The following is a 17767-nucleotide window of genomic DNA, read 5'->3' as shown; positions in this document are numbered from 1 at the left end:
TTGACGATTGCAATCCTACCGGAGGATTTTACCGCCCTTAGCCGCCGGTCAAACGCTTGCGGTGCAGTTCTTCTGCATTCGGCAGTGCCTTGTCAGGCAGGCCGAAAATCTGGCCGGGCTCAATCAGGTCGGGGTTTTTGATCTGGTCCTGGTTGGCAAGGTAGATCGTGGTGTAACGAACGCCCTGTCCGTAAACGCGGCGGGAAATCTGCCACAGCGTATCACCACGGCGAATGATGACGGCATTTTCATTATGGGCAAGCGGTGCCTGCTCAAATGTCTTGGGGCCTTCATTGCTCTGTGGAACCGGCTCGGAGGTCAGTTCGGCAATGCGGGCGGCAAGGCCTTCAAGAGCATTGCCGACGGCTCTTACGTCATTCGGCAGCTTGTCGAGAACAGCAGCAATCTCGCTGGCGCGGTTTGCCGTTGTGCCAACAAAGGCTGCAAAACCTGCTTCTGCAGAGGCGGCCGCACGGAACTCCGACAGGGACTTCAGTGCAAACGAGGTGGCGGAACGTGCCGCAACCATCTGTTCCATCTGCGGTGTCTTGCCGTCAGCATATAGCGCCTGCAACAGACCGAATGCCTTGGCGACTTCTTCGCGCAGGTTCTTGAACACCGAAACATCGCTGAGTGGGCTTTCGGCGGCGGCTGTGCTGGTGGCCGCAGCAGCGCCGGGCTGTACCGTTACGGCAACCTGTTCGCCTGCCGGGCGTGCAAATGGAACATTGACGCGCACCAAAACCTTGCCGGTGCTGTCAAGCATTTCGGTGCTGACGGTGTGGTTGCCTACGCTGAGATCAATCGTGCCTTCAACGACAAAGCTGCCAGACGCCAGCGTGGTTGTGGTGCCAATTTCCTTGTCATCCACCAGGGCGCGGATGGTAGAACCGGCAGGAGCCGAACCGGCAACGAAAATCTTGTCGCCTTCGAATTCAACTGCGGTGACCTGAATGGCTGCCTTCTCGCTTGTGCCTGCATCGGTTGGCGCTGTTGCGTTAATTGCAGGTGGCTGTGCTGCAACTTCGTCGGAGCCGGCAGGAAGGCCGGGCCGGGCCGCGGTTTCAGCTGGTGTTGCCGCTTCGCCCGTGGCAGGGGTGGCCGGTACGTTTGCTGCGGGTGTCTGCTCCGGCAGTGTCAGCAAGCGGCTTGCTTCGCCTGGCTTGGTGACCATGGCCAGCAGGTTACCTGCCTTGTCTTTCGGAACAGAGACCGTGGCGATTTCATCAGACTGCAGAACCTTTCCGTCCTTGTCTGTGCTGCGCAGGATCAGTTGATGGTCGCCAGGAGGCAGCGGATTGTCGAGAACGGCCGCAAAGTCTCCGCTCTGGCCGATGTCGGCCTTGGAGATGACCTGACCATTGTTGAGAATTTCGAGTACCGAACCGACCTTGGCCTTGCCGGCGATAACGGCAGAGCCATCCGGCTCAACGCGCAGCACGTCAAACACCGGAAGGTCATTGGAAGACTGCTGGTTATCTGCCGGTGTCGCAGCAGGGGCAGATGCCGGCGCGACAGGTGCGCCATCATCGGTACCTGCAAAAATACCAGCCAGACGGCCGATCTGCGCGGCAGCATCCTTGGCGCTGACTGGCAGCTGACGCAGGAACGTGCCAGCACGCTCGGCTGCTGCACGCGCCGTGGTGATCAGTTTGGATGTCGTGTCATCCAGCGTCTCGGGAATATCGACGTCAGACAACTCCTTGAGAGCAGCCTCGACCTTGGTGCGGGCTGTGGCGTAGTCGGCATCAGACGGGATGGCGCCATTGGCAAACAGGCCGGTCATCTGATTGATAGAATCCGTTGCAGAGGCCGCAAGGCGTGCAACCTTGTCGGCAACCTTGGAGGTTTCTTCCGCCGCATCGTTAAGAATATCGGACGCACTCTGGCCGCCCAATTCGACGGCATCCTTGACGGCAGTACCCGCATTGTTGATGGCATCGCCAATCGGCTTGCCGTCCTGCGATATCCGTGGAAGCACAAAGAACACCATGAGCAACGTCGCTACCGTGAGCACGATAAGCGCCAGTAGGCCGGCCCGTTTGTTTTTCATCCTTTGAGTCTCCGGATATGTCTCTTTTCTATCAATCGGAATTGCTAGCTTTTTCCACCCCTATACACAAGCGTTTGCAAGGGAAAACAGCGTTTTCGGGCAATTCATTCACCCATATTTTCTTGACGGATGACGAAAGGCATTGTTCCTTCGGTCCATGACCAGTGAAAAACATTCGATTCGATCCATCTGCGTATATTGCGGCTCTCAACCCGGTCGTGATCCGGCCTATATGGAAGCCGGTCGCGCGCTTGGAAAAGCTATAGCCGACAACGGTCTTCGCCTCGTTTATGGCGGCGGCACAAAGGGCATCATGGGCGCCGTTGCAAGCGGCGTACTCTCCAATGGTGGCGAAGTGACCGGTATCATACCGGAGTTTCTTGTCGACATGGAGGCGACCCGCCATTCTCTCGGACAATTGAACGAGTTGATCGTCACCAAGGACATGCATGAACGCAAACACAAGATGTTTGAACGTTCAGACGCGTTCGTCACCTTGCCGGGCGGTGTTGGCACTTTGGAAGAGATCGTGGAGATCATGACCTGGGCGCAACTTGGCCGTCACGCCAAACCGATGGTCTTTGCTAATATCAACGGTTTCTGGAATCCGATGCTGGAGCTTATTCGCCACATGCGCGACGAAGGGTTCATTCACCGGGCCCATATGCTGAACCCGCTGGTGATTGACGAAATCAAGGATATCGTTCCGGCTATCATTGAACGGGCAACGGCACAGGCCAATCCGGATGGCGATAGCTCGGTTATCTCCCAGCTATAACAAGCACTGTACAAAAATGACTTTCCTGCCTCGTGGAAGACAGGAAAGTCATGCTTTAGCGGCCTTTGAGCTGGCGCAGCATGGCGAATGTATAAATCACCAATGCAGTCCAGATCAGGCAGAACGACACCAGTTTGGCCGTGCTGAAATGTTCGTTGAACAGGAACACCGCAATCAGAAAGACGATGGTCGGCGCGATATATTGCATAATGCCGATGGTCGAAAGCTGCAGCAGCTTGGCGCCATTGCCGTAAAGCATCAGCGGTATGGCCGTCACGGCACCAGCAACCAGAAGCAGTATGGTGTCACTGGAGCTATCGGCCAGGAAATGGCCGCCGCCTGTCACGCCAAGATAGATCATGTAGCCAATGGCAGCCGGGCTGAGCAGCAGAACCTCGAGCAAAAAGCCCTGATTGGCGCCAACCGGCAGGGTCTTGCGGAAGAAGCCGTAAAAACCCCAAGAACATGTCAGGCCAAGCGCGACCCACGGCATGGTGCCAGCATCCCAGGTCAGGATGACGACGGCGACCGCGGCAAGAGAAATGGCCGCGATTTGCAGGGGAAGCAGACGTTCTTTCAGCAGCACCGCACCGAGAAAGATGCTGAACAGCGGATTGATGAAGTAACCAAGGGCCGCATCGATCGCGTGGCCGGCACCAATCGCCCAGACATAAATGCCCCAGTTTATGGTGATCAGCGTTGCCGTCATGCAGGCAAGCAGAATGGTGCGCGGCGACCGAAAGGCCGCCTTGAGGTCCTTGGTCTGGCCCAGCACAATCAGCACGACGGCCGCAATGGGAATGGACCAGAGAACCCGGTGGGCCAGCACTTCTGCTGGTGAGATATGCGCCACTGCCTTGATGTAGAGCGGCAAAATACCCCACAGAAGATAGGCGCTCAGCGCAAGGCTGAATCCGCGCGTGCTTTCGCTGCGTGGTGCAGCGGGGGTGATGCGTTCGATTTCCATTGGGGTTTCCTGCCGGATTTTTTTATTGAGAACGCAATAGTCCAGTCCGGCAGAATAAGCCAATTCATTTCAGTGAACCATCGATCAGCAAAGCTTCACCGTGCTGACGGACGCTCAGGCCGTTATTTGCCGGCAAATTGGTCAAGGGCGCGGATGGTGCGATCCAGAATGCCCGGTTCTGACAGGGCGTGTCCCGCACCTTCGATGACATGAAGCTCCGCCTTCGGCCATGCCTTTGCCAGTTGCCAGGCATATTTCAGCGGGCAGGGCATGTCGTAACGGCCATGTGCGATGACGCCCGGAATGTCTTTGAGCCTGTGGGCATTCCGCAACAGCTGCTCTTCTTCAAGCCAGCAGTTGTTGACGAAATAGTGGTTCTCCAGGCGCGCAAAGGCGATCGCAAATGTATCGTCACCATGTTTGGCCAGAAGATCGTCGCTGGGCAGCAGGCATATGGTGGCACCTTCCCACTGGCTCCAGGCCTTGGCGCATTCCAGCTTCTTGGCCTCGTCGTCGCCAGTCAGGTAACGATGATAGGCCAGCATCAGGTCGTCACGTTCATGTTCTGGAATGGGCGCAATGAATTTTTCCCAGCGATCGGGATACATTTCCGAGACGCCGAACTGATAATACCAATCCATCTCCGGCTTGGTTACAGTGTAGATGCCACGCAGGACCAATTCACTAACGCGGTCTGGATGGGTTTCGGCATAGGCAAGCGCCAGTGTTGACCCCCATGAGCCACCGACCACCAGCCATGTATCGACACCGACCATCGCACGCAGACGCTCGATGTCATTAACAAGGTGCCAGGTCGTATTGGCTTCCAGATGGGCGTGTGGCGTGGAGCGGCCACAGCCGCGCTGGTCAAACAGAACGACATCGTAGAGCGCCGGGTCGAAGATACGCCACTGCATGGCGTTGACGCCGCCGCCTGGGCCGCCATGCAGGAACACCGCCGGTTTCGCGCCCGGTGTGCCGACCCGTTCCCAGTAGATCGTATGCCCGTCACCGACATCCAGCATGCCCGTCGCATAGGGCTCGATCTCGGGATAGAGGGTACGAAGGTCATTGCTCATGCTTGGTCCTCTGGCGGCCAGACTGCTGTGTCATGGTCGGGGTGCTGGAAAGAAATGATGGTGGCTTCATCCACGCTCTGCTGGATCGACGGTTTTCCAAAAAGATGGTCGATCCATGGCATGCGATGTTCAAAATTGACCTGAACCTGCGGCTCCAGCACCTCTGGCGTGTCGAACGCGCCGATGGCCAGTTCTACACCGCCGGGGTAATGATAGGTCAGGGGCGTGCCGCATTTTTCGCAGAAGCCACGGTGGATTTTGGCAGAAGACCTGAACAGCTTTGGCTGCCCACGTGTCCATGTCAGATGGGCCTGATCGGCGCTGACAAGCGCACCGAAAAAATTGCCAAACTGTTTCTGACACATGCGGCAATGGCAGATCGATGGTCGTCCGATCTTGCCCGCATGAAACCGCACTGCGCCGCACTGGCAGCCACCGGAAAATCCGCTTTCTTGCATGATGCGCCTTTGCTTACTTCAGGACTACATAGGTCATGACCGCACCAATCACGATCACAATCAAAGCGCCCTTGGCAATTAACCCATAGAGCAGCCATGTGGGCATTTTCATGCGTGGATCTTGCGTGGTCATGCTTTTGTGTCTGGCCAATTTGTCGTGTCGTGATCAGGGTGTTGGTAAGAGGTCAGATTGACTAGATAATCCACAGAGGTCAAATCTTCCTCGGTCGCAACGGCAGGCAGGCGGTGCAGATCGTCCACAAAGCCAACCTTGTTTTCGACACCCCACTGGATAACAGGCGGCAGCAGGGACGGATTATCGAAGGCACCGGCGGCAATGGCCATGCCATCAGGCGCTTCATAGGTTAGGGGTGTGCCGCAGTCGGCACAAAATCCGCGTTTCACCACATCGGATGACTGGAACCGTTTCGGTTCACCTCGCGTCCAGGTGAAGTTCGCTTTTCGCACCGACACCAGCGGCGCATAATAAGCGCCAAATGCCTTCTGGCACATGCGGCAATGGCAGATGGAGCTGTCTTTCAGGTCACCCTCGGCACGAAAACGTATCGCGCCACACTGGCATCCACCGGTGTAAATCGTCATGACTGGCTTCCTTCTATCATCCGCAAAGCACGAAGACTAACATTGTCGATATCTTGCAGGACATCGTTGTTCCAGAAACGCAGGACGGTCGATCCGTGTTGCAGTTTAAGTTTCCTATATTACTGATCATCGCCCCTCAGAGCGATGATCTATTGAAGATAGAGCCGGACAGGGAAGGCGCTGTTACCGCTTCAATTCCCAAGTCGTCACCCGTTCGCCGGTTTCCTTGTCCTTGCCGTCCTTGAGCTGAATGCCCTTTTCAGCAAGCTCGTCACGAATGCGATCCGCTTCAGTAAAGTTCTTGGCTTTCAGCATTTCAAGGCGCAGTTCCACCAGCGAATCGATAGCTGCGGCAACGGCTTCATCCACTTCCGCCTTCTTTGGTAAGACACCGAGAAGGGCCGCACTGGCAGCAAAGACCGCCATCTTGGACGGGTCGGCGTTGGCGGCCTGCGCCAGCGCATGCAAAGCCTGTACGGCAGCAACCGTATTCAGGTCATCGGCAAGTGCATCCAGAACCGTTGTGTCAGGTGTGGCATCGCCTGGCTCAGCTGCCGGCCACTTCGCCAGCAAACGCTCGGCCTCTTCCAGTCTCTTGACCGAGAAGTCGATTGGTTCGCGGTAATGGGTCATCAGCATGGCGAGACGCAGAACCTCACCTGGCCACTGGCGCTCGCCAAACCGGTCCGTATGCAGCAATTCATAGATGGTGAAGAAGTTGCCGTCCGACTTGGACATCTTGCGGCCTTCAACCTGCACAAAACCATTATGCATCCACAAATTGGCCATCACATGCGTTCCGTGTGCGCAACGCGACTGGGCAATTTCGTTTTCATGGTGCGGGAAAATCAGGTCGAGACCGCCACCGTGAATATCGAAAACCTCGCCGAGGTAACGACCGGACATTGCCGAGCACTCGATGTGCCAGCCCGGACGACCACGACCCCACGGGCTTTCCCAGCCGGGTTCGTTATCGCTGGACAGCTTCCACAAAACAAAATCGGACGGATGTTTTTTGTGAGCATCGACGGCGACGCGGGCGCCAGCCTGCTGCTCATCCAGTGGTCGCTTGGACAACTGGCCGTAATCGCTCATCGAATGGGTGTCGAAAAGTACTTCACCGCCAGCATTGTAGGCATGACCGCGGGCAATCAGCTTTTCGATGATATCGATCATGTGGGCGATATTGTCGGTGGCACGCGGCTCGATGGTGGGCTCGAGATTGCCAAGTGCAGCAACATCCTGATGGAACTGCTCTGCGGTCTTCTGGGTCACCGCATGAATGGCGTCATTGAGCGGCAGGTGCGGGTAGTCACGCAGTGCACGCGCATTGATCTTGTCGTCGACGTCGGTGATATTGCGGGCATAGGTGACATGCTTCTCACCATAGACATGGCGCAACACACGGAAGAGCACGTCAAACACGATTACTGGCCGCGCATTGCCGATATGGGCGAAGTCATACACGGTTGGGCCGCAGACATACATGCGCACGTTCTGTTCATCGATAGGCGCAAATGCAGCCTTTTCGCGGGTCAGGGTATTGTAAAATTTCAGGTTCATTTCAATTTCTCCCGAACAGAACCGTAACGGGCGCGGGTGCGTTTGTCATCTTGCCGTTGAGAAGATGCGAAACAGCCGGGCCGGTTTGGAGACTAGATAACGTGCTTTGAGTGACGTGACTGTGCAGGTGCCTGCACAAAATGCGCTTAGCGGTCTGAACAGGAACATCGTGCGCCGCGAACATCAAGAATGATCTTCGCGTCAATGTCACAAACCGTATCAAAACCATGGTTGAAGGGCGCCATTTTCATGGTCAGCCTTATGGCGCGCCCGATAGATTTGGTCAAGAGCCTGCAACCTTGCTGCGGTGTCATGCCTCCCAGAACAGGTGTCTACTTGGGAGGCATGTTTTGGCAGGTCTTATTCCGGCAGATGGTAGTCCAGGAACTTGTTGTCACGCACAGAAAACAGCTTGCCGGTTTCGGTCTGTTCAGGTGCCAGCAATGGCAGCAGGGCCTTTGCAACATCGGACGGTGTCGGCAGCGTCGACGGATCTTCGCCGGGAACCGCCTGCGCACGCATGGCAGTGCGTGTTGCACCGGGATTGACGCAGTTGATGCGCAGCGCAGTCTTTTGCGTTTCTGCAGCCCATGTGCGGCCGAGCGCTTCCACGGCAGCCTTGGAGGCGGAGTAGGCGCTCCAGAACGGGCGACAGGAATGGGCAACGCCCGACGACAGCAGGATGGCGCGACCAGCATCAGATTTGATGAGCAGCGGCTCCACCGAACGGATCAGACGCCAGGTCGAGGTGACGTTGATGTTCATGACCTTTTCGAAGACTTTCGCCTCGATATGGCCGATGGGGGAAATCACACCTAGCACACCGGCATTGGCCACCAGAATATCAAGCTTGCCCCAGCGTTCGTTAATGGAGGCGCCAAGACCATCGATTGCATTCATGTCGGCGAGATCGAACGGCACCAGCGTGGCCGAGCCGCCTGCGGCCTGGATGGCATCGTCCAACTCCTCAAGACCGCCAACCGTACGCGCGCAGGCGATGACGTGTGCGCCAGCTTTTGCCAGTTCCAGTGCGGTGAAGTAGCCGATGCCGCGTGAAGCACCAGTTACCAGTGCGATCCGGCCAGTAAGGTCGATGGTCATGTGTCTCCCCCGAAGAGTAAATCAGTCTGTGACTGCCGTCTTATGAGGAAGCGACATGGGCGGCAATAGGCCAGAAGGTCGCAAAGCAACTGCCACAAACAAAAAGCCCGCGCAGTGGGCGCGGGCTAAAGCTTGGTTTATCAGCCGTTGCTGGCCAGCATAGATATCTTACTGCCCATGGCCTCGCCATTCTGGTCGAGAAGGCGGGTCGGGTAATCACCCGTGAAGTAATGATCGGTGAATTGCGGACGCGCATTGTTGCGATCCTCTCCACCAACGGCGCGGTACAGGCCGTTGATCGACAGGAAGGCCAGCGAATCCACACCGATGAACTTCGCCATGTCCTCGACATTGGCGTACTGATTTGCCAGCAGCTTGTCAGCGTCAGGCGTGTCGATGCCGTAGAAGTCCGGGTGGAAGATCATCGGGCTGGCAACGCGGATGTGAACTTCCTTGGCGCCGGCTTCGCGGATCATCTGGACGATCTTTACAGAGGTCGTGCCACGAACGATGGAATCGTCGACCAGCACAACGCGCTTGCCTTCAATCATTGCACGGTTGGCAGAGTGCTTCAGTTTGACGCCGAAAGCGCGGATCTGCTGGGTAGGCTCGATGAAGGTGCGACCAACATAGTGGTTACGGATAATGCCGTATTCGAACGGAATGCCACTCTGCTGCGCAAAACCAAGCGCTGCAGGCGTGCCGCCATCCGGCACAGGCACAACGACGTCACCTTCGACCGGGGCTTCCTTGGCTAGGTTCATACCCATGTTCTTGCGGGTGGTGTAAACGTTGCGGCCGCCAACCACGGAGTCAGGGCGTGCAAAATATACATATTCGAACAGGCACAGGCGTTCTGGCTGCGGTTTGCTTGGCTTGCGGGCGTCGATAGTGACCGAACCATCCGGCTGCACTTCGCAAATGATCACTTCGCCGTTTTCAACATCGCGCACGAACTTGGCGCCGATAATGTCGAGCGCACAGGTTTCCGAACAGAAGATCGGCTTGCCGTCCAGTTCACCCATGACCAGCGGGCGGATGCCGGTGGGGTCGCGTGCGGCAATCAGCTTGGTGCGTGTCATGGCCAGCATCGAATAACCGCCTTCCATCTGACGGATTGCGTCGATGAAGCGGTCGGATGTTGAACTGTGGCGCGAACGGGCGATCAGGTGCAGCACAACTTCGGTATCGGAGGTCGACTGGCAGATTGCGCCAGTAGCGATGATCTGGCGACGCAGGGTCAGGCCGTTGGTGAAGTTGCCGTTATGGGCAATCGAAATACCGCCTTCTTCCAGTTCGGCAAACAGCGGCTGCACGTTGCGCATCGCCACTTCGCCGGTCGTGGAATAACGAGTGTGACCAATGGCGATATGGCCGGGCAGGCGGGCGAGGGTTGCAGGGTCGGTATAATGATCACCGACCAGACCCATATGACGTTCCTGATGGAAGCGCTTGCCGTCGAAGGAAACGATACCGGCGGCTTCCTGTCCACGATGCTGCAAGGCATGCAGGCCAAGAGCAGTCAGCGTAGCTGCGTCCTCATGCCCCAAAATGCCAAACACGCCACACTCTTCATGCAGCGTGTCGCCATCGATAACATCTTTGATCGTGGAATGCGAAAGCGGCTGGTTCATGCGTCTTGCCTTTGCTCCCTACAGTACCGTGCTTCATGTCATCAAGCGTTCGAGGTACTGTAATATTTTGATCTTCGCCCAACCTTCAAATAGTCGTGGATTTGAAAATCATGCGCCCAAAAAACAAAGACCTGACCGGTGAAATCTTTCTCCGGGAAGGTCCGTTACTGCTCTGTTGAAAAACCATACCACATGTAAGGCGTCTTGCGTATCACGCAAGACGCAACACAGTGTCAATTGTTTGTTGCCGGTGCGTTGGTTGCAGGGGCCTCTTCAGAAGGCGCCTGTTCCGTTGTCGCATCCTGATTGCGGCCCATGATACGATCAAGAACTTCAGGCTCGATGTTGCTTGGCAGCACAGCTTCCAGCTTTTGCACCAGCATGTCGAGGAATGGCTTGGACTTGGCCTGGGTCATCCATGTCGGCTGGATCTTGACGTCAACCAACCAGTTCCAGAATGCCAGTGCAACGACCAGCAGCAGAAGGCCGCGGGCTACACCGAACAGGAAGCCAAGCGTGCGGTCCAGCGCGCCGATGCGGCTGTCGATGATGAAGTCGGCAATCTTCGACGTGATGAACGAAATAACGATCAGCGCAACAAGAAAGACCACACCCGCCGAACCGGCAATCGCGATGCGGTGGTCATTGGTGTAGTTGTTGGCGTAAGGCACCAGAACCGGGTAGAGATAGTAGGCGGCAGCAGCCGAACCAACCCAGCTTGCTATGGACAGAACTTCGCGGGAAAAACCGCGCACCATGGCCAGAACGGCTGAGAAAAGTACAACGGCGAGAACAATACCGTCGAAAATCGTGATGGGCATATACCAGCTCCAAAGGTCGCGGGGCTTTATCAAAGCACCGTCTTGCCTGTTTGCGATCCTCTTACACCACAGGCTTAGCCAGCGAAAGGATCAATATTCATCTTCCTCAACCTGTTTGAAGCGGTTGGCGGAACCTGCGATGCGCGCAACGAGATCCGGCAGGCTTTCAATTTCTGCCCATCGGCCATTGCCGGTTTTAGGCAATTCCGCCGATGCTGTTGGAAGCAGCGCCTGGGTAAAGCCCAGTTTTTCCGCTTCCTTTAACCGCTGCACCGTGTGCGAAACGGGTCTTACCGCTCCTGACAGGCTGACTTCGCCGAAATAAACACAATCGGCCGGAAGGGCAAGACCGGCAAGCGACGAAACCAGTGCGGAAGCCACAGCCATGTCGGCGGCCGGTTCCGAGATGCGGTAACCGCCAGCGACATTGAGGTACACATCGTGCTGGCCAAGTCGCACCCCGCAATGGGCTTCCAGCACCGCCAATATCATCGCAAGGCGTGACGAATCCCAACCGACAACGGCGCGGCGCGGGGTGCCGAGAGAGGTGGCTGCCACCAGCGCCTGCACTTCAACCAGCACAGGGCGGGTGCCTTCCATGCCGGCAAAAACCGCAGCGCCCGGGGCTTTTGCGTTGCGTTCACCCAGAAAAAGCTCGGATGGATTGGAAACTTCCCGCAGCCCCTTGTCGGACATTTCGAACACGCCGATTTCATCCGTTGGTCCGAAACGGTTCTTCACCGTCCGCAGGATTCGGTAGTGGTGACCGCGGTCGCCCTCAAAATAAAGCACCGCATCCACCATGTGTTCAACAACACGCGGACCGGCAATCTGGCCTTCCTTGGTCACATGGCCAACAAGCACCATGGCGGCACCGGTCTGTTTGGCAAAACGGATCATCGCCTGTACGCCGGTACGCACTTGGGTGACTGTACCGGGTGCCGAATCGGCCGTGTCGCTCCACAGGGTTTGGATAGAATCGATAATCACCAGATCCGGGCGCTTGCCTTCGGAAATGGTTGCCAGAATATCTTCGACATTTGTTTCTGCCGCCAGCAGCACGTCGGTTTGTGCCGCGCCCAGACGCTGCGCACGCAGACGAACCTGTGCCACGGCCTCTTCACCCGAGACATAAATAATACGCTGGCCGCGTCGCGACAGGGCTGCGGCGGCCTGCATCAGCAGCGTCGATTTGCCGATACCGGGATCGCCACCGATCAACACTGCCGAGCCACGGACGAAACCGCCACCGGTTGCGCGGTCCAACTCGTCCATGCCGGTTGCAATACGCGGTGCTTCTTCCGATTCCCCTGATAGTGCCGTCAAAGCGACCGGGCGACCTTTCTTGGGTGTTTTGCCAGGCCCTGAGCCGATGCCACCCATCAGGTCATCTTCAATGATGGTGTTCCACTCACCGCAACCTTCACACTTGCCAACCCAGCGGGTGTGCACCGTGCCACAGTTCTGGCACACGAATTGGGTTTTGGTCTTGGCCATGCGGTTGTGGCTCCCGGCAGTATCTTGAATGAGAACAAATAAAGAACTTAATGCCGGGATAAACGCCTGCCGTCGGCTTTGCAAGCCTGTTGTTTAAAGGCGGTGCGGTTTTAATTATTCGCCGTCGAACAAATACTGCCGCTCATAACGCAGACCAAGGCCGGTCAGCATTTCATAGCCGATGGTTCCTGCCGCACGCGCGACCTCATCCACCGGTACATTGGGGCCGAACAGTTCAATGTAATCTCCAGCGCGCACGGCATTTTCGGGCACATCGGTGACATCGAAAATGGTGAGGTCCATGGTCACGCGACCGGCAACCGGGACCCGGTGGCCGTTGATAAAACCATAGGCGCCGCCATAACCCATTTCCCTCAAAGGAATGCCGGAACCGGAAAGCGAACGCTGATAACCGTCGGCATAACCGACTGATGCTATGGCAAGGCGGCTGGCGCGCTTGAGCAGGAAAGTGCCACCGTAGCTGACGGTCTGTCCTTCACCGGCTTCACGCACCTGAATGATGCGCGCTTCCGCCTTGGCGACCGGGCGCATCGGATTATCCACGTCATTGACGGCTTCGCCGCCGTAAAGCGCGATGCCGGGACGGGTCAGATCGAAGTGATAGTCTGGACCCAAAAATATTCCAGCAGAAGCTGAAAGGCTTGATTCGACACCTTCGAAAGCAGCGCTAACCTTACGGAATGATTCAAGCTGTGCCTTGTTCATGGCGGAAGAGGGGGTGTCAGCCGATGCGAGGTGCGATAGAACGAGAACCGGGTCGAAACTGGCTGGCCGAGAGATATCTTCGGCCAGAAACAGTGCCTCATCCAGCGGCAATCCAAGACGGTTGAAGCCGGTATCGACATGAAGGGCGAAGGGATGATCACCCCGTTCGGCAAGCGTCGACATCCAGAAGGCCAGCTGCTCTTCCGACGCGACGACAGGCACAAGATCATTGTTGAAGAAATGGGCTTCCTGTCCTGGCCAGATGCCTGACAGCACAAAGATACGGGCCTCGGGAGCGTGCGGACGCAGTGTTACACCTTCGGCAACGGTTGCCACGAAAAAGTCCCGTGCCCCGGCATGGTACAGCGTGGTGCCGCAATCTTCGATACCCATGCCATAGGCGTCAGCCTTGACCACGGCGGCGGTCCGCGCCTTGCCGGAGCGTTTTTTCATGTCGCGCCAGTTATCCGCCAGTGCACCGAGATCAACGGTCAGCCGCAGCGGCGCATGCTCGAATTCGTCATAATCGGAAAGGCTTTCGTCGAAATCGGTCATGCTGTCTCGCAATGCTGCTCAAAAACTATTTGAGCCAAAGCCTATCACTTTTGTTCAAGACGGTAATGACGGATTGCTTTATTCTTTCACTATGCACAGCGTTTCGCAGAAACAGGCCCTTGACGATATGCCGCTTGCCACGACGGAAACCACACGTTTCTGGCGCGACAGGCGGTTCCGGCATATGGAGTGCCTGAGCGCGACTTTCCTGACGCATGAATATTCCCCGCACGCGCATGAGACCTTCAGCATTGGTGCTATCGAATCCGGTTCGCAGATATCGACGATCAATGGCAGCAGAGAGCAGACTGGTCCCGGCAATCTTTACCTGATCAATCCCGGCCAGATCCATGATGGTGCACCGGGAGGTGAAGGTTATCGCTACCGGATGATCTATCCCGACATGGAGTTGTTGCAGGAGGTGATTGAGGACGTGACGGGCAGGGCGTTTCATGGCACGCCGTCTTTCCCGCGCTTTTTGCCAAAAGACCCGCAAATGGCTGCCGCGTTCCAGATTGCCCATCAGCGACTCGAGCAGAAGTCCGGTGCGCTGGAGGCCGATGAAGGTATGTTCAGCGTACTGGCAGAACTATTTCGTCGCCACGGCAGCACGATCATCCTGCCGGTGGAAACGCGCGAACGCACCGCAGTTTACCGGGTAAGGGATTATCTCACCGACAATTGCGAGATCGACATCGGGTTGGAACAGCTGGCGGCCATTGCCGGGCTCAGCCGCGCCCATTTGATCCGGGCGTTTCGCAAGGAATTCTACATCACGCCGCACGCCTATCTGACGGATGTGCGTATTCGCAAGGCGCGTCGTTTGCTGCGGCTTGGCGATAATCCCGCCTCTGTGGCACTGGAATGCGGATTTGCCGATCAGGCGCATTTCACTCGCCACTTTAAGGCGCGCACCGGCATTACACCGGGTCAGTTCCGCGCTGCCTGAGACCAAGTCGTCCGGCAACGGTTCCGGGCTGTTCTCTGTCCCCATCACTTTTGTTCAAGACGCACCCATCATCCTTCTCTACCTGCCATCTCCCAGGATATCGGAGATGGTGATGGCAAAGATAGTGAAGTCGGGTGACGTGCTGGCGGGGTTGCGGGCCGCAGCGCCGCTTTTGGTGGCGATGGTACCGATTGGCGTGGTGTTTGGTGCGGTCGCGGTTTCAAAGGGTCTGTCGGCACTCGAGGCCTGCCTGATGTCGCTGTTTGTCTTTGCCGGCGGCTCGCAGTTCGTTGCCATGGATTTATGGATCCATCCGGCAAGCTGGGTGGCGCTCGGTTTTGCCGCTCTGTTGGTCAATCTGCGCCACGTGCTGATGAGTGCGTCCATCGCCTCGAAGCTGGATGGGTTCAACGGCTGGCGTAAATATGCCGCCATGCTGGTACTGACGGACGAATCCTGGGCGTTGTCCGAATTCCGTGCGATGAAGGCTAGGCTGACACCGGCTTTTTTTGCCAGTGCTGCGCTATCGATCTACGCCGTCTGGAATGTCTCGACCATGGCTGGCGCCTTGCTTGGCTCGGTCATGGGCGACATGACGGTGATCGGGCTCGACTTTGCCTTTCCCGCCGTATTCATTGTGTTGCTGATGGGGTTCTGGAAGGGCACCGAAACCGGACTTGTCCTGCTGGCCAGTGCACTGACCTCATGGGTGACACACCTCTACATTCCCGGTGCCTGGTACATTGCCACGGGCGCACTTGCCGGGCTGGCCATGGCAGCCTTTGGGCGGACGGAATGTTTGCCGGATGAGAACAAGGCTGATGCGGAGCAACCGGCATGAGCCTTGATACATCAACATTTTTTGCCATCCTTGCGATGATGGTGGCGACGGTAAGCACCCGTATGGGCGGTTTGCTGCTGGTCCGCTACACCAATCCCGGCCCACGCATGAAAAAGGCGCTGTCATCGGTGCCACCAGCGGTGCTGATGGCCGTGGTGACGCCCACCGCCTTGTCAACCGGTACGGCGGAAAGCATTGCCTGTCTGGTAACGGCCGTTGCCGCACTTCGCCTGTCGCTTCTGCCGGCGGCTTTTACCGGCGTGGCAACGGTCGCAGTCCTGCGTTCGATCGGTTTTTGAAAATCCCGCCTGGGGCCTGCGGGTTGAAATACCCGCCCGCGACCTTTACTGCGGTTATTCACCTTGAGTTGTCTCAACCTGGGGAGTGCCGTTTATGCGGAATAATTACAGGGCTGCAATCGGGCCGCTTCTTCGCATTTATGCTGACTACTGGAAGAATGCCCGGCTGTCGATTTCCCTTCTTGTCGTGACCATCCTTGCCGGATCGATACTGGCTGTCACAGGCCCTTATGTCTTTTCCCGGCTGGTGGACGATCTGCCGGATACGCCGGCCCGCTGGATGCTGGCCTTTACCTTTTATGCGCTGCTGACAGCCGGTGCCATGGGCGTGCAGCGCTGCACGCAATATATGGCCGTCATTCATTCTGAACGGCTGGATTACATCGCTGCGACCGGTTTCTTCGAGCGTATCATCAACAAACCGCCATCGTTTTTTACCGATCACAATCCGGCCGAAATCCAGGCGGCGCAAACGCAAGGCGCATCGGCAACATCCATCTTCATGCAGATGATGTTCATTTCGTTTCTGCCTGGGATTTCGGCTTTCCTGTTTGCGACCCTGATGCTGGGCGCGGTCATCAGTTTTGATGTGCTGCTGATCGTATGTCTCTACGGTGCGATCTTTATCGGCCTAACAATGGTTTCCAACCGCATCACCGGTCCTTATCTCGAAAAGGCCATTGATGCCGGACAGCAGAATGCCGGTTTTGTCGGTAATGCCATCAGCATGATCGAACCTTTGCGGCACACCGCCAGTACGGAATGGATGAAGGCGCGCTTTGCCGAGAGTGCAGGTTCGATCTACGACAATTGGCGGCTCTATTCACTGCGCCGTATCGTGTTCGTGGCAATGATTTCGCTGGCGCTGGCTCTGCAATTCATCATCACCTTCTACCTGCTTTTGCCACGCTATGAACAAGGGCAACTGTCCGTGGGTGACATTGTGCTGTTCAACATGCTGTTGTTGCAGCTGAATGTGCCGTTTGAGCTGATTGGCCAGTCGATCAATGAAACAGTTAGGGCGCTTGCCCGTTTTGCGCCCTTTGCCCGCATGTGGAATGCACCGGAAGAGCAAAGGGCGGGCGGGGAGGCCGGACTGGTTCTGTCGCAGGGCGTAATCGAATTTGAGGATGTCGGTTTCCGCTATGAAAATGGACGCGGCGTTGAAAATGTCTCGTTCCGTGCTTCGCCCGGACGGCTCACCTTTATCACCGGCGAAACCGGTTCGGGAAAATCGACCCTGTTCAAGCTGCTGCAAAAAACCATGCTGCCGCAAAAGGGGCATATCCGTATCGATGGCCGCGATATTGGAACGATCGACCGAGATGACTGGTTTTCTGCGGTTGGTATCGTGCCACAGGAGGTGCAACTGCTCAATGACACTCTTACCGCTAACATTGTTCTGGGACGACCCTATGACGAGGCGCGGCTTCGCCGTTCAACCGAGCGTGCGGCGATCATTGAGCGTATCGAGGCCATGCCACAAAAGTTCGAAACCAGGGTGGGTGAGCGTGGCTTGAAGCTGTCGGGAGGGGAGCGCCAGCGCATTGCCATTGCCCGGGCGCTTTATGCAGAGCCGGTCATTCTGTTGCTGGATGAGGCAAGCTCCGCGCTTGATGATGAAACCGAACGCGAGATCATGGACCAGTTGCGCAGGGTCGATGCCGACATGACCATCATTGCGATCACTCATCGCCAAAGCAGTATCCGGCCACAGGATCAGGTCATCGCTTTGCCCTCAGGCGTTAAAGCAGAATGAGAGCGTGTCCCCCGATATTCGGAATCAGTTTCTGAGAGCGCCAGCTCAAGACATTGAAAACAAAACGCCCCGCTGAACAGCGGG

The 17767-nt window shown here is 56.8% G+C and carries 17 protein-coding genes; 5 read left to right on the top strand and 12 right to left on the bottom strand.

Features of this window, described 5'->3' with window-relative positions; translation table 11 throughout:
* Positions 1-37 precede the first annotated feature (37 nt).
* Complete coding sequence (locus HGO37_RS08690) at positions 38-2053, bottom strand: LysM peptidoglycan-binding domain-containing protein (RefSeq protein WP_250982971.1); 2016 nt, start codon at positions 2051-2053, stop codon at positions 38-40.
* Between the two features lie 157 nt (positions 2054-2210).
* On the opposite strand from HGO37_RS08690, the gene HGO37_RS08685 reads away from it, so the two are divergent.
* Positions 2211-2831: an LOG family protein gene (locus HGO37_RS08685; protein ID WP_192487411.1), complete on the top strand. Its 621-nt coding sequence runs from the start codon at positions 2211-2213 to the stop codon at positions 2829-2831.
* Positions 2832-2886: 55 nt separating this feature from the next.
* Here HGO37_RS08685 and rarD read toward each other — a convergent pair whose 3' ends face one another.
* The 11 genes from rarD to alr form a co-directional block, all read right to left on the bottom strand.
* Positions 2887-3798, bottom strand: coding sequence for an EamA family transporter RarD (gene rarD / locus HGO37_RS08680; protein WP_250982970.1), 912 nt, complete (start codon positions 3796-3798; stop codon positions 2887-2889).
* A gap of 122 nt (positions 3799-3920) precedes the next feature.
* Positions 3921-4877: a prolyl aminopeptidase gene (gene pip, locus HGO37_RS08675; protein WP_250982969.1), complete on the bottom strand. Its 957-nt coding sequence runs from the start codon at positions 4875-4877 to the stop codon at positions 3921-3923.
* Positions 4874-5335 (bottom strand): GFA family protein, encoded by a 462-nt coding sequence (locus tag HGO37_RS08670; protein WP_250982968.1) that lies wholly within the window; start codon positions 5333-5335, stop codon positions 4874-4876. Before HGO37_RS08670 ends, pip begins: the two co-directional genes overlap by 4 nt.
* 129 nt (positions 5336-5464) lie before the next feature.
* Positions 5465-5938 (bottom strand): GFA family protein, encoded by a 474-nt coding sequence (locus tag HGO37_RS08665; RefSeq protein WP_250982967.1) that lies wholly within the window; start codon positions 5936-5938, stop codon positions 5465-5467.
* Complete coding sequence (locus HGO37_RS26485; protein ID WP_352230560.1) at positions 5935-6042, bottom strand: DUF559 domain-containing protein; 108 nt, start codon at positions 6040-6042, stop codon at positions 5935-5937. The genes HGO37_RS08665 and HGO37_RS26485 overlap by 4 nt, the downstream gene beginning before the upstream one ends.
* Before the next feature lie 79 nt (positions 6043-6121).
* Entirely contained in the window at positions 6122-7501 is a 1380-nt protein-coding gene (cysS, locus tag HGO37_RS08660; protein WP_250982966.1) for a cysteine--tRNA ligase, read from the bottom strand.
* Between the two features lie 360 nt (positions 7502-7861).
* Positions 7862-8602: an SDR family NAD(P)-dependent oxidoreductase gene (locus HGO37_RS08655; RefSeq protein WP_250982965.1), complete on the bottom strand. Its 741-nt coding sequence runs from the start codon at positions 8600-8602 to the stop codon at positions 7862-7864.
* Between the two features lie 140 nt (positions 8603-8742).
* On the bottom strand, positions 8743-10236 hold the full coding sequence (purF, locus tag HGO37_RS08650; RefSeq protein WP_192487418.1) for an amidophosphoribosyltransferase: 1494 nt from the start codon (positions 10234-10236) through the stop codon (positions 8743-8745).
* 233 nt (positions 10237-10469) lie between these two features.
* Positions 10470-11057 carry a CvpA family protein gene (locus HGO37_RS08645; RefSeq protein WP_192487419.1) on the bottom strand — a complete coding sequence of 196 codons (588 nt, stop codon included), beginning with the start codon at positions 11055-11057 and terminating at the stop codon, positions 10470-10472.
* Positions 11058-11147: 90 nt separating this feature from the next.
* Positions 11148-12554 carry a DNA repair protein RadA gene (gene radA / locus HGO37_RS08640; RefSeq protein ID WP_192487420.1) on the bottom strand — a complete coding sequence of 469 codons (1407 nt, stop codon included), beginning with the start codon at positions 12552-12554 and terminating at the stop codon, positions 11148-11150.
* A 114-nt stretch (positions 12555-12668) separates the two neighbouring features.
* The gene (gene alr, locus HGO37_RS08635; protein ID WP_250982964.1) at positions 12669-13835 is read right to left on the bottom strand and encodes an alanine racemase; all 1167 of its coding nucleotides are present in this window, start codon (positions 13833-13835) and stop codon (positions 12669-12671) included.
* 127 nt (positions 13836-13962) lie between these two features.
* On the opposite strand from alr, the gene HGO37_RS08630 reads away from it, so the two are divergent.
* From HGO37_RS08630 to HGO37_RS08615, 4 genes are all read left to right on the top strand, one after another.
* Positions 13963-14784 (top strand): AraC family transcriptional regulator, encoded by an 822-nt coding sequence (locus HGO37_RS08630; protein ID WP_250983241.1) that lies wholly within the window; start codon positions 13963-13965, stop codon positions 14782-14784.
* Positions 14785-14896: 112 nt separating this feature from the next.
* Positions 14897-15625 (top strand): AzlC family ABC transporter permease, encoded by a 729-nt coding sequence (locus tag HGO37_RS08625; protein ID WP_250982963.1) that lies wholly within the window; start codon positions 14897-14899, stop codon positions 15623-15625.
* Entirely contained in the window at positions 15622-15924 is a 303-nt protein-coding gene (locus HGO37_RS08620) for an AzlD family protein (RefSeq protein WP_250982962.1), read from the top strand. Before HGO37_RS08625 ends, HGO37_RS08620 begins: the two co-directional genes overlap by 4 nt.
* A 94-nt stretch (positions 15925-16018) precedes the next feature.
* Positions 16019-17683, top strand: coding sequence for an ABC transporter ATP-binding protein (locus HGO37_RS08615; protein ID WP_250982961.1), 1665 nt, complete (start codon positions 16019-16021; stop codon positions 17681-17683).
* Positions 17684-17767: the final 84 nt, after the last annotated feature.

The organism is Rhizobium sp. CG4 (genome assembly GCF_023701965.1).
GTDB lineage: Bacteria > Pseudomonadota > Alphaproteobacteria > Rhizobiales > Rhizobiaceae > Agrobacterium.
This window is presented reverse-complemented; position numbering and strand designations above follow the sequence as displayed.

Coding starts and splice junctions, on each gene's coding strand:
- HGO37_RS08690 (WP_250982971.1), bottom strand. CDS start 2,053: ATGAAAAACAAACGGGCCGGCCTACTGGCGCTTATCGTGCTCACGGTA.
- HGO37_RS08685 (WP_192487411.1), top strand. CDS start 2,211: ATGACCAGTGAAAAACATTCGATTCGATCCATCTGCGTATATTGCGGC.
- rarD (WP_250982970.1), bottom strand. CDS start 3,798: ATGGAAATCGAACGCATCACCCCCGCTGCACCACGCAGCGAAAGCACG.
- pip (WP_250982969.1), bottom strand. CDS start 4,877: ATGAGCAATGACCTTCGTACCCTCTATCCCGAGATCGAGCCCTATGCG.
- HGO37_RS08670 (WP_250982968.1), bottom strand. CDS start 5,335: ATGCAAGAAAGCGGATTTTCCGGTGGCTGCCAGTGCGGCGCAGTGCGG.
- HGO37_RS08665 (WP_250982967.1), bottom strand. CDS start 5,938: ATGACGATTTACACCGGTGGATGCCAGTGTGGCGCGATACGTTTTCGT.
- cysS (WP_250982966.1), bottom strand. CDS start 7,501: ATGAACCTGAAATTTTACAATACCCTGACCCGCGAAAAGGCTGCATTT.
- HGO37_RS08655 (WP_250982965.1), bottom strand. CDS start 8,602: ATGACCATCGACCTTACTGGCCGGATCGCACTGGTAACTGGTGCTTCA.
- purF (WP_192487418.1), bottom strand. CDS start 10,236: ATGAACCAGCCGCTTTCGCATTCCACGATCAAAGATGTTATCGATGGC.
- HGO37_RS08645 (WP_192487419.1), bottom strand. CDS start 11,057: ATGCCCATCACGATTTTCGACGGTATTGTTCTCGCCGTTGTACTTTTC.
- radA (WP_192487420.1), bottom strand. CDS start 12,554: ATGGCCAAGACCAAAACCCAATTCGTGTGCCAGAACTGTGGCACGGTG.
- alr (WP_250982964.1), bottom strand. CDS start 13,835: ATGACCGATTTCGACGAAAGCCTTTCCGATTATGACGAATTCGAGCAT.
- HGO37_RS08630 (WP_250983241.1), top strand. CDS start 13,963: ATGCCGCTTGCCACGACGGAAACCACACGTTTCTGGCGCGACAGGCGG.
- HGO37_RS08625 (WP_250982963.1), top strand. CDS start 14,897: ATGGCAAAGATAGTGAAGTCGGGTGACGTGCTGGCGGGGTTGCGGGCC.
- HGO37_RS08620 (WP_250982962.1), top strand. CDS start 15,622: ATGAGCCTTGATACATCAACATTTTTTGCCATCCTTGCGATGATGGTG.
- HGO37_RS08615 (WP_250982961.1), top strand. CDS start 16,019: ATGCGGAATAATTACAGGGCTGCAATCGGGCCGCTTCTTCGCATTTAT.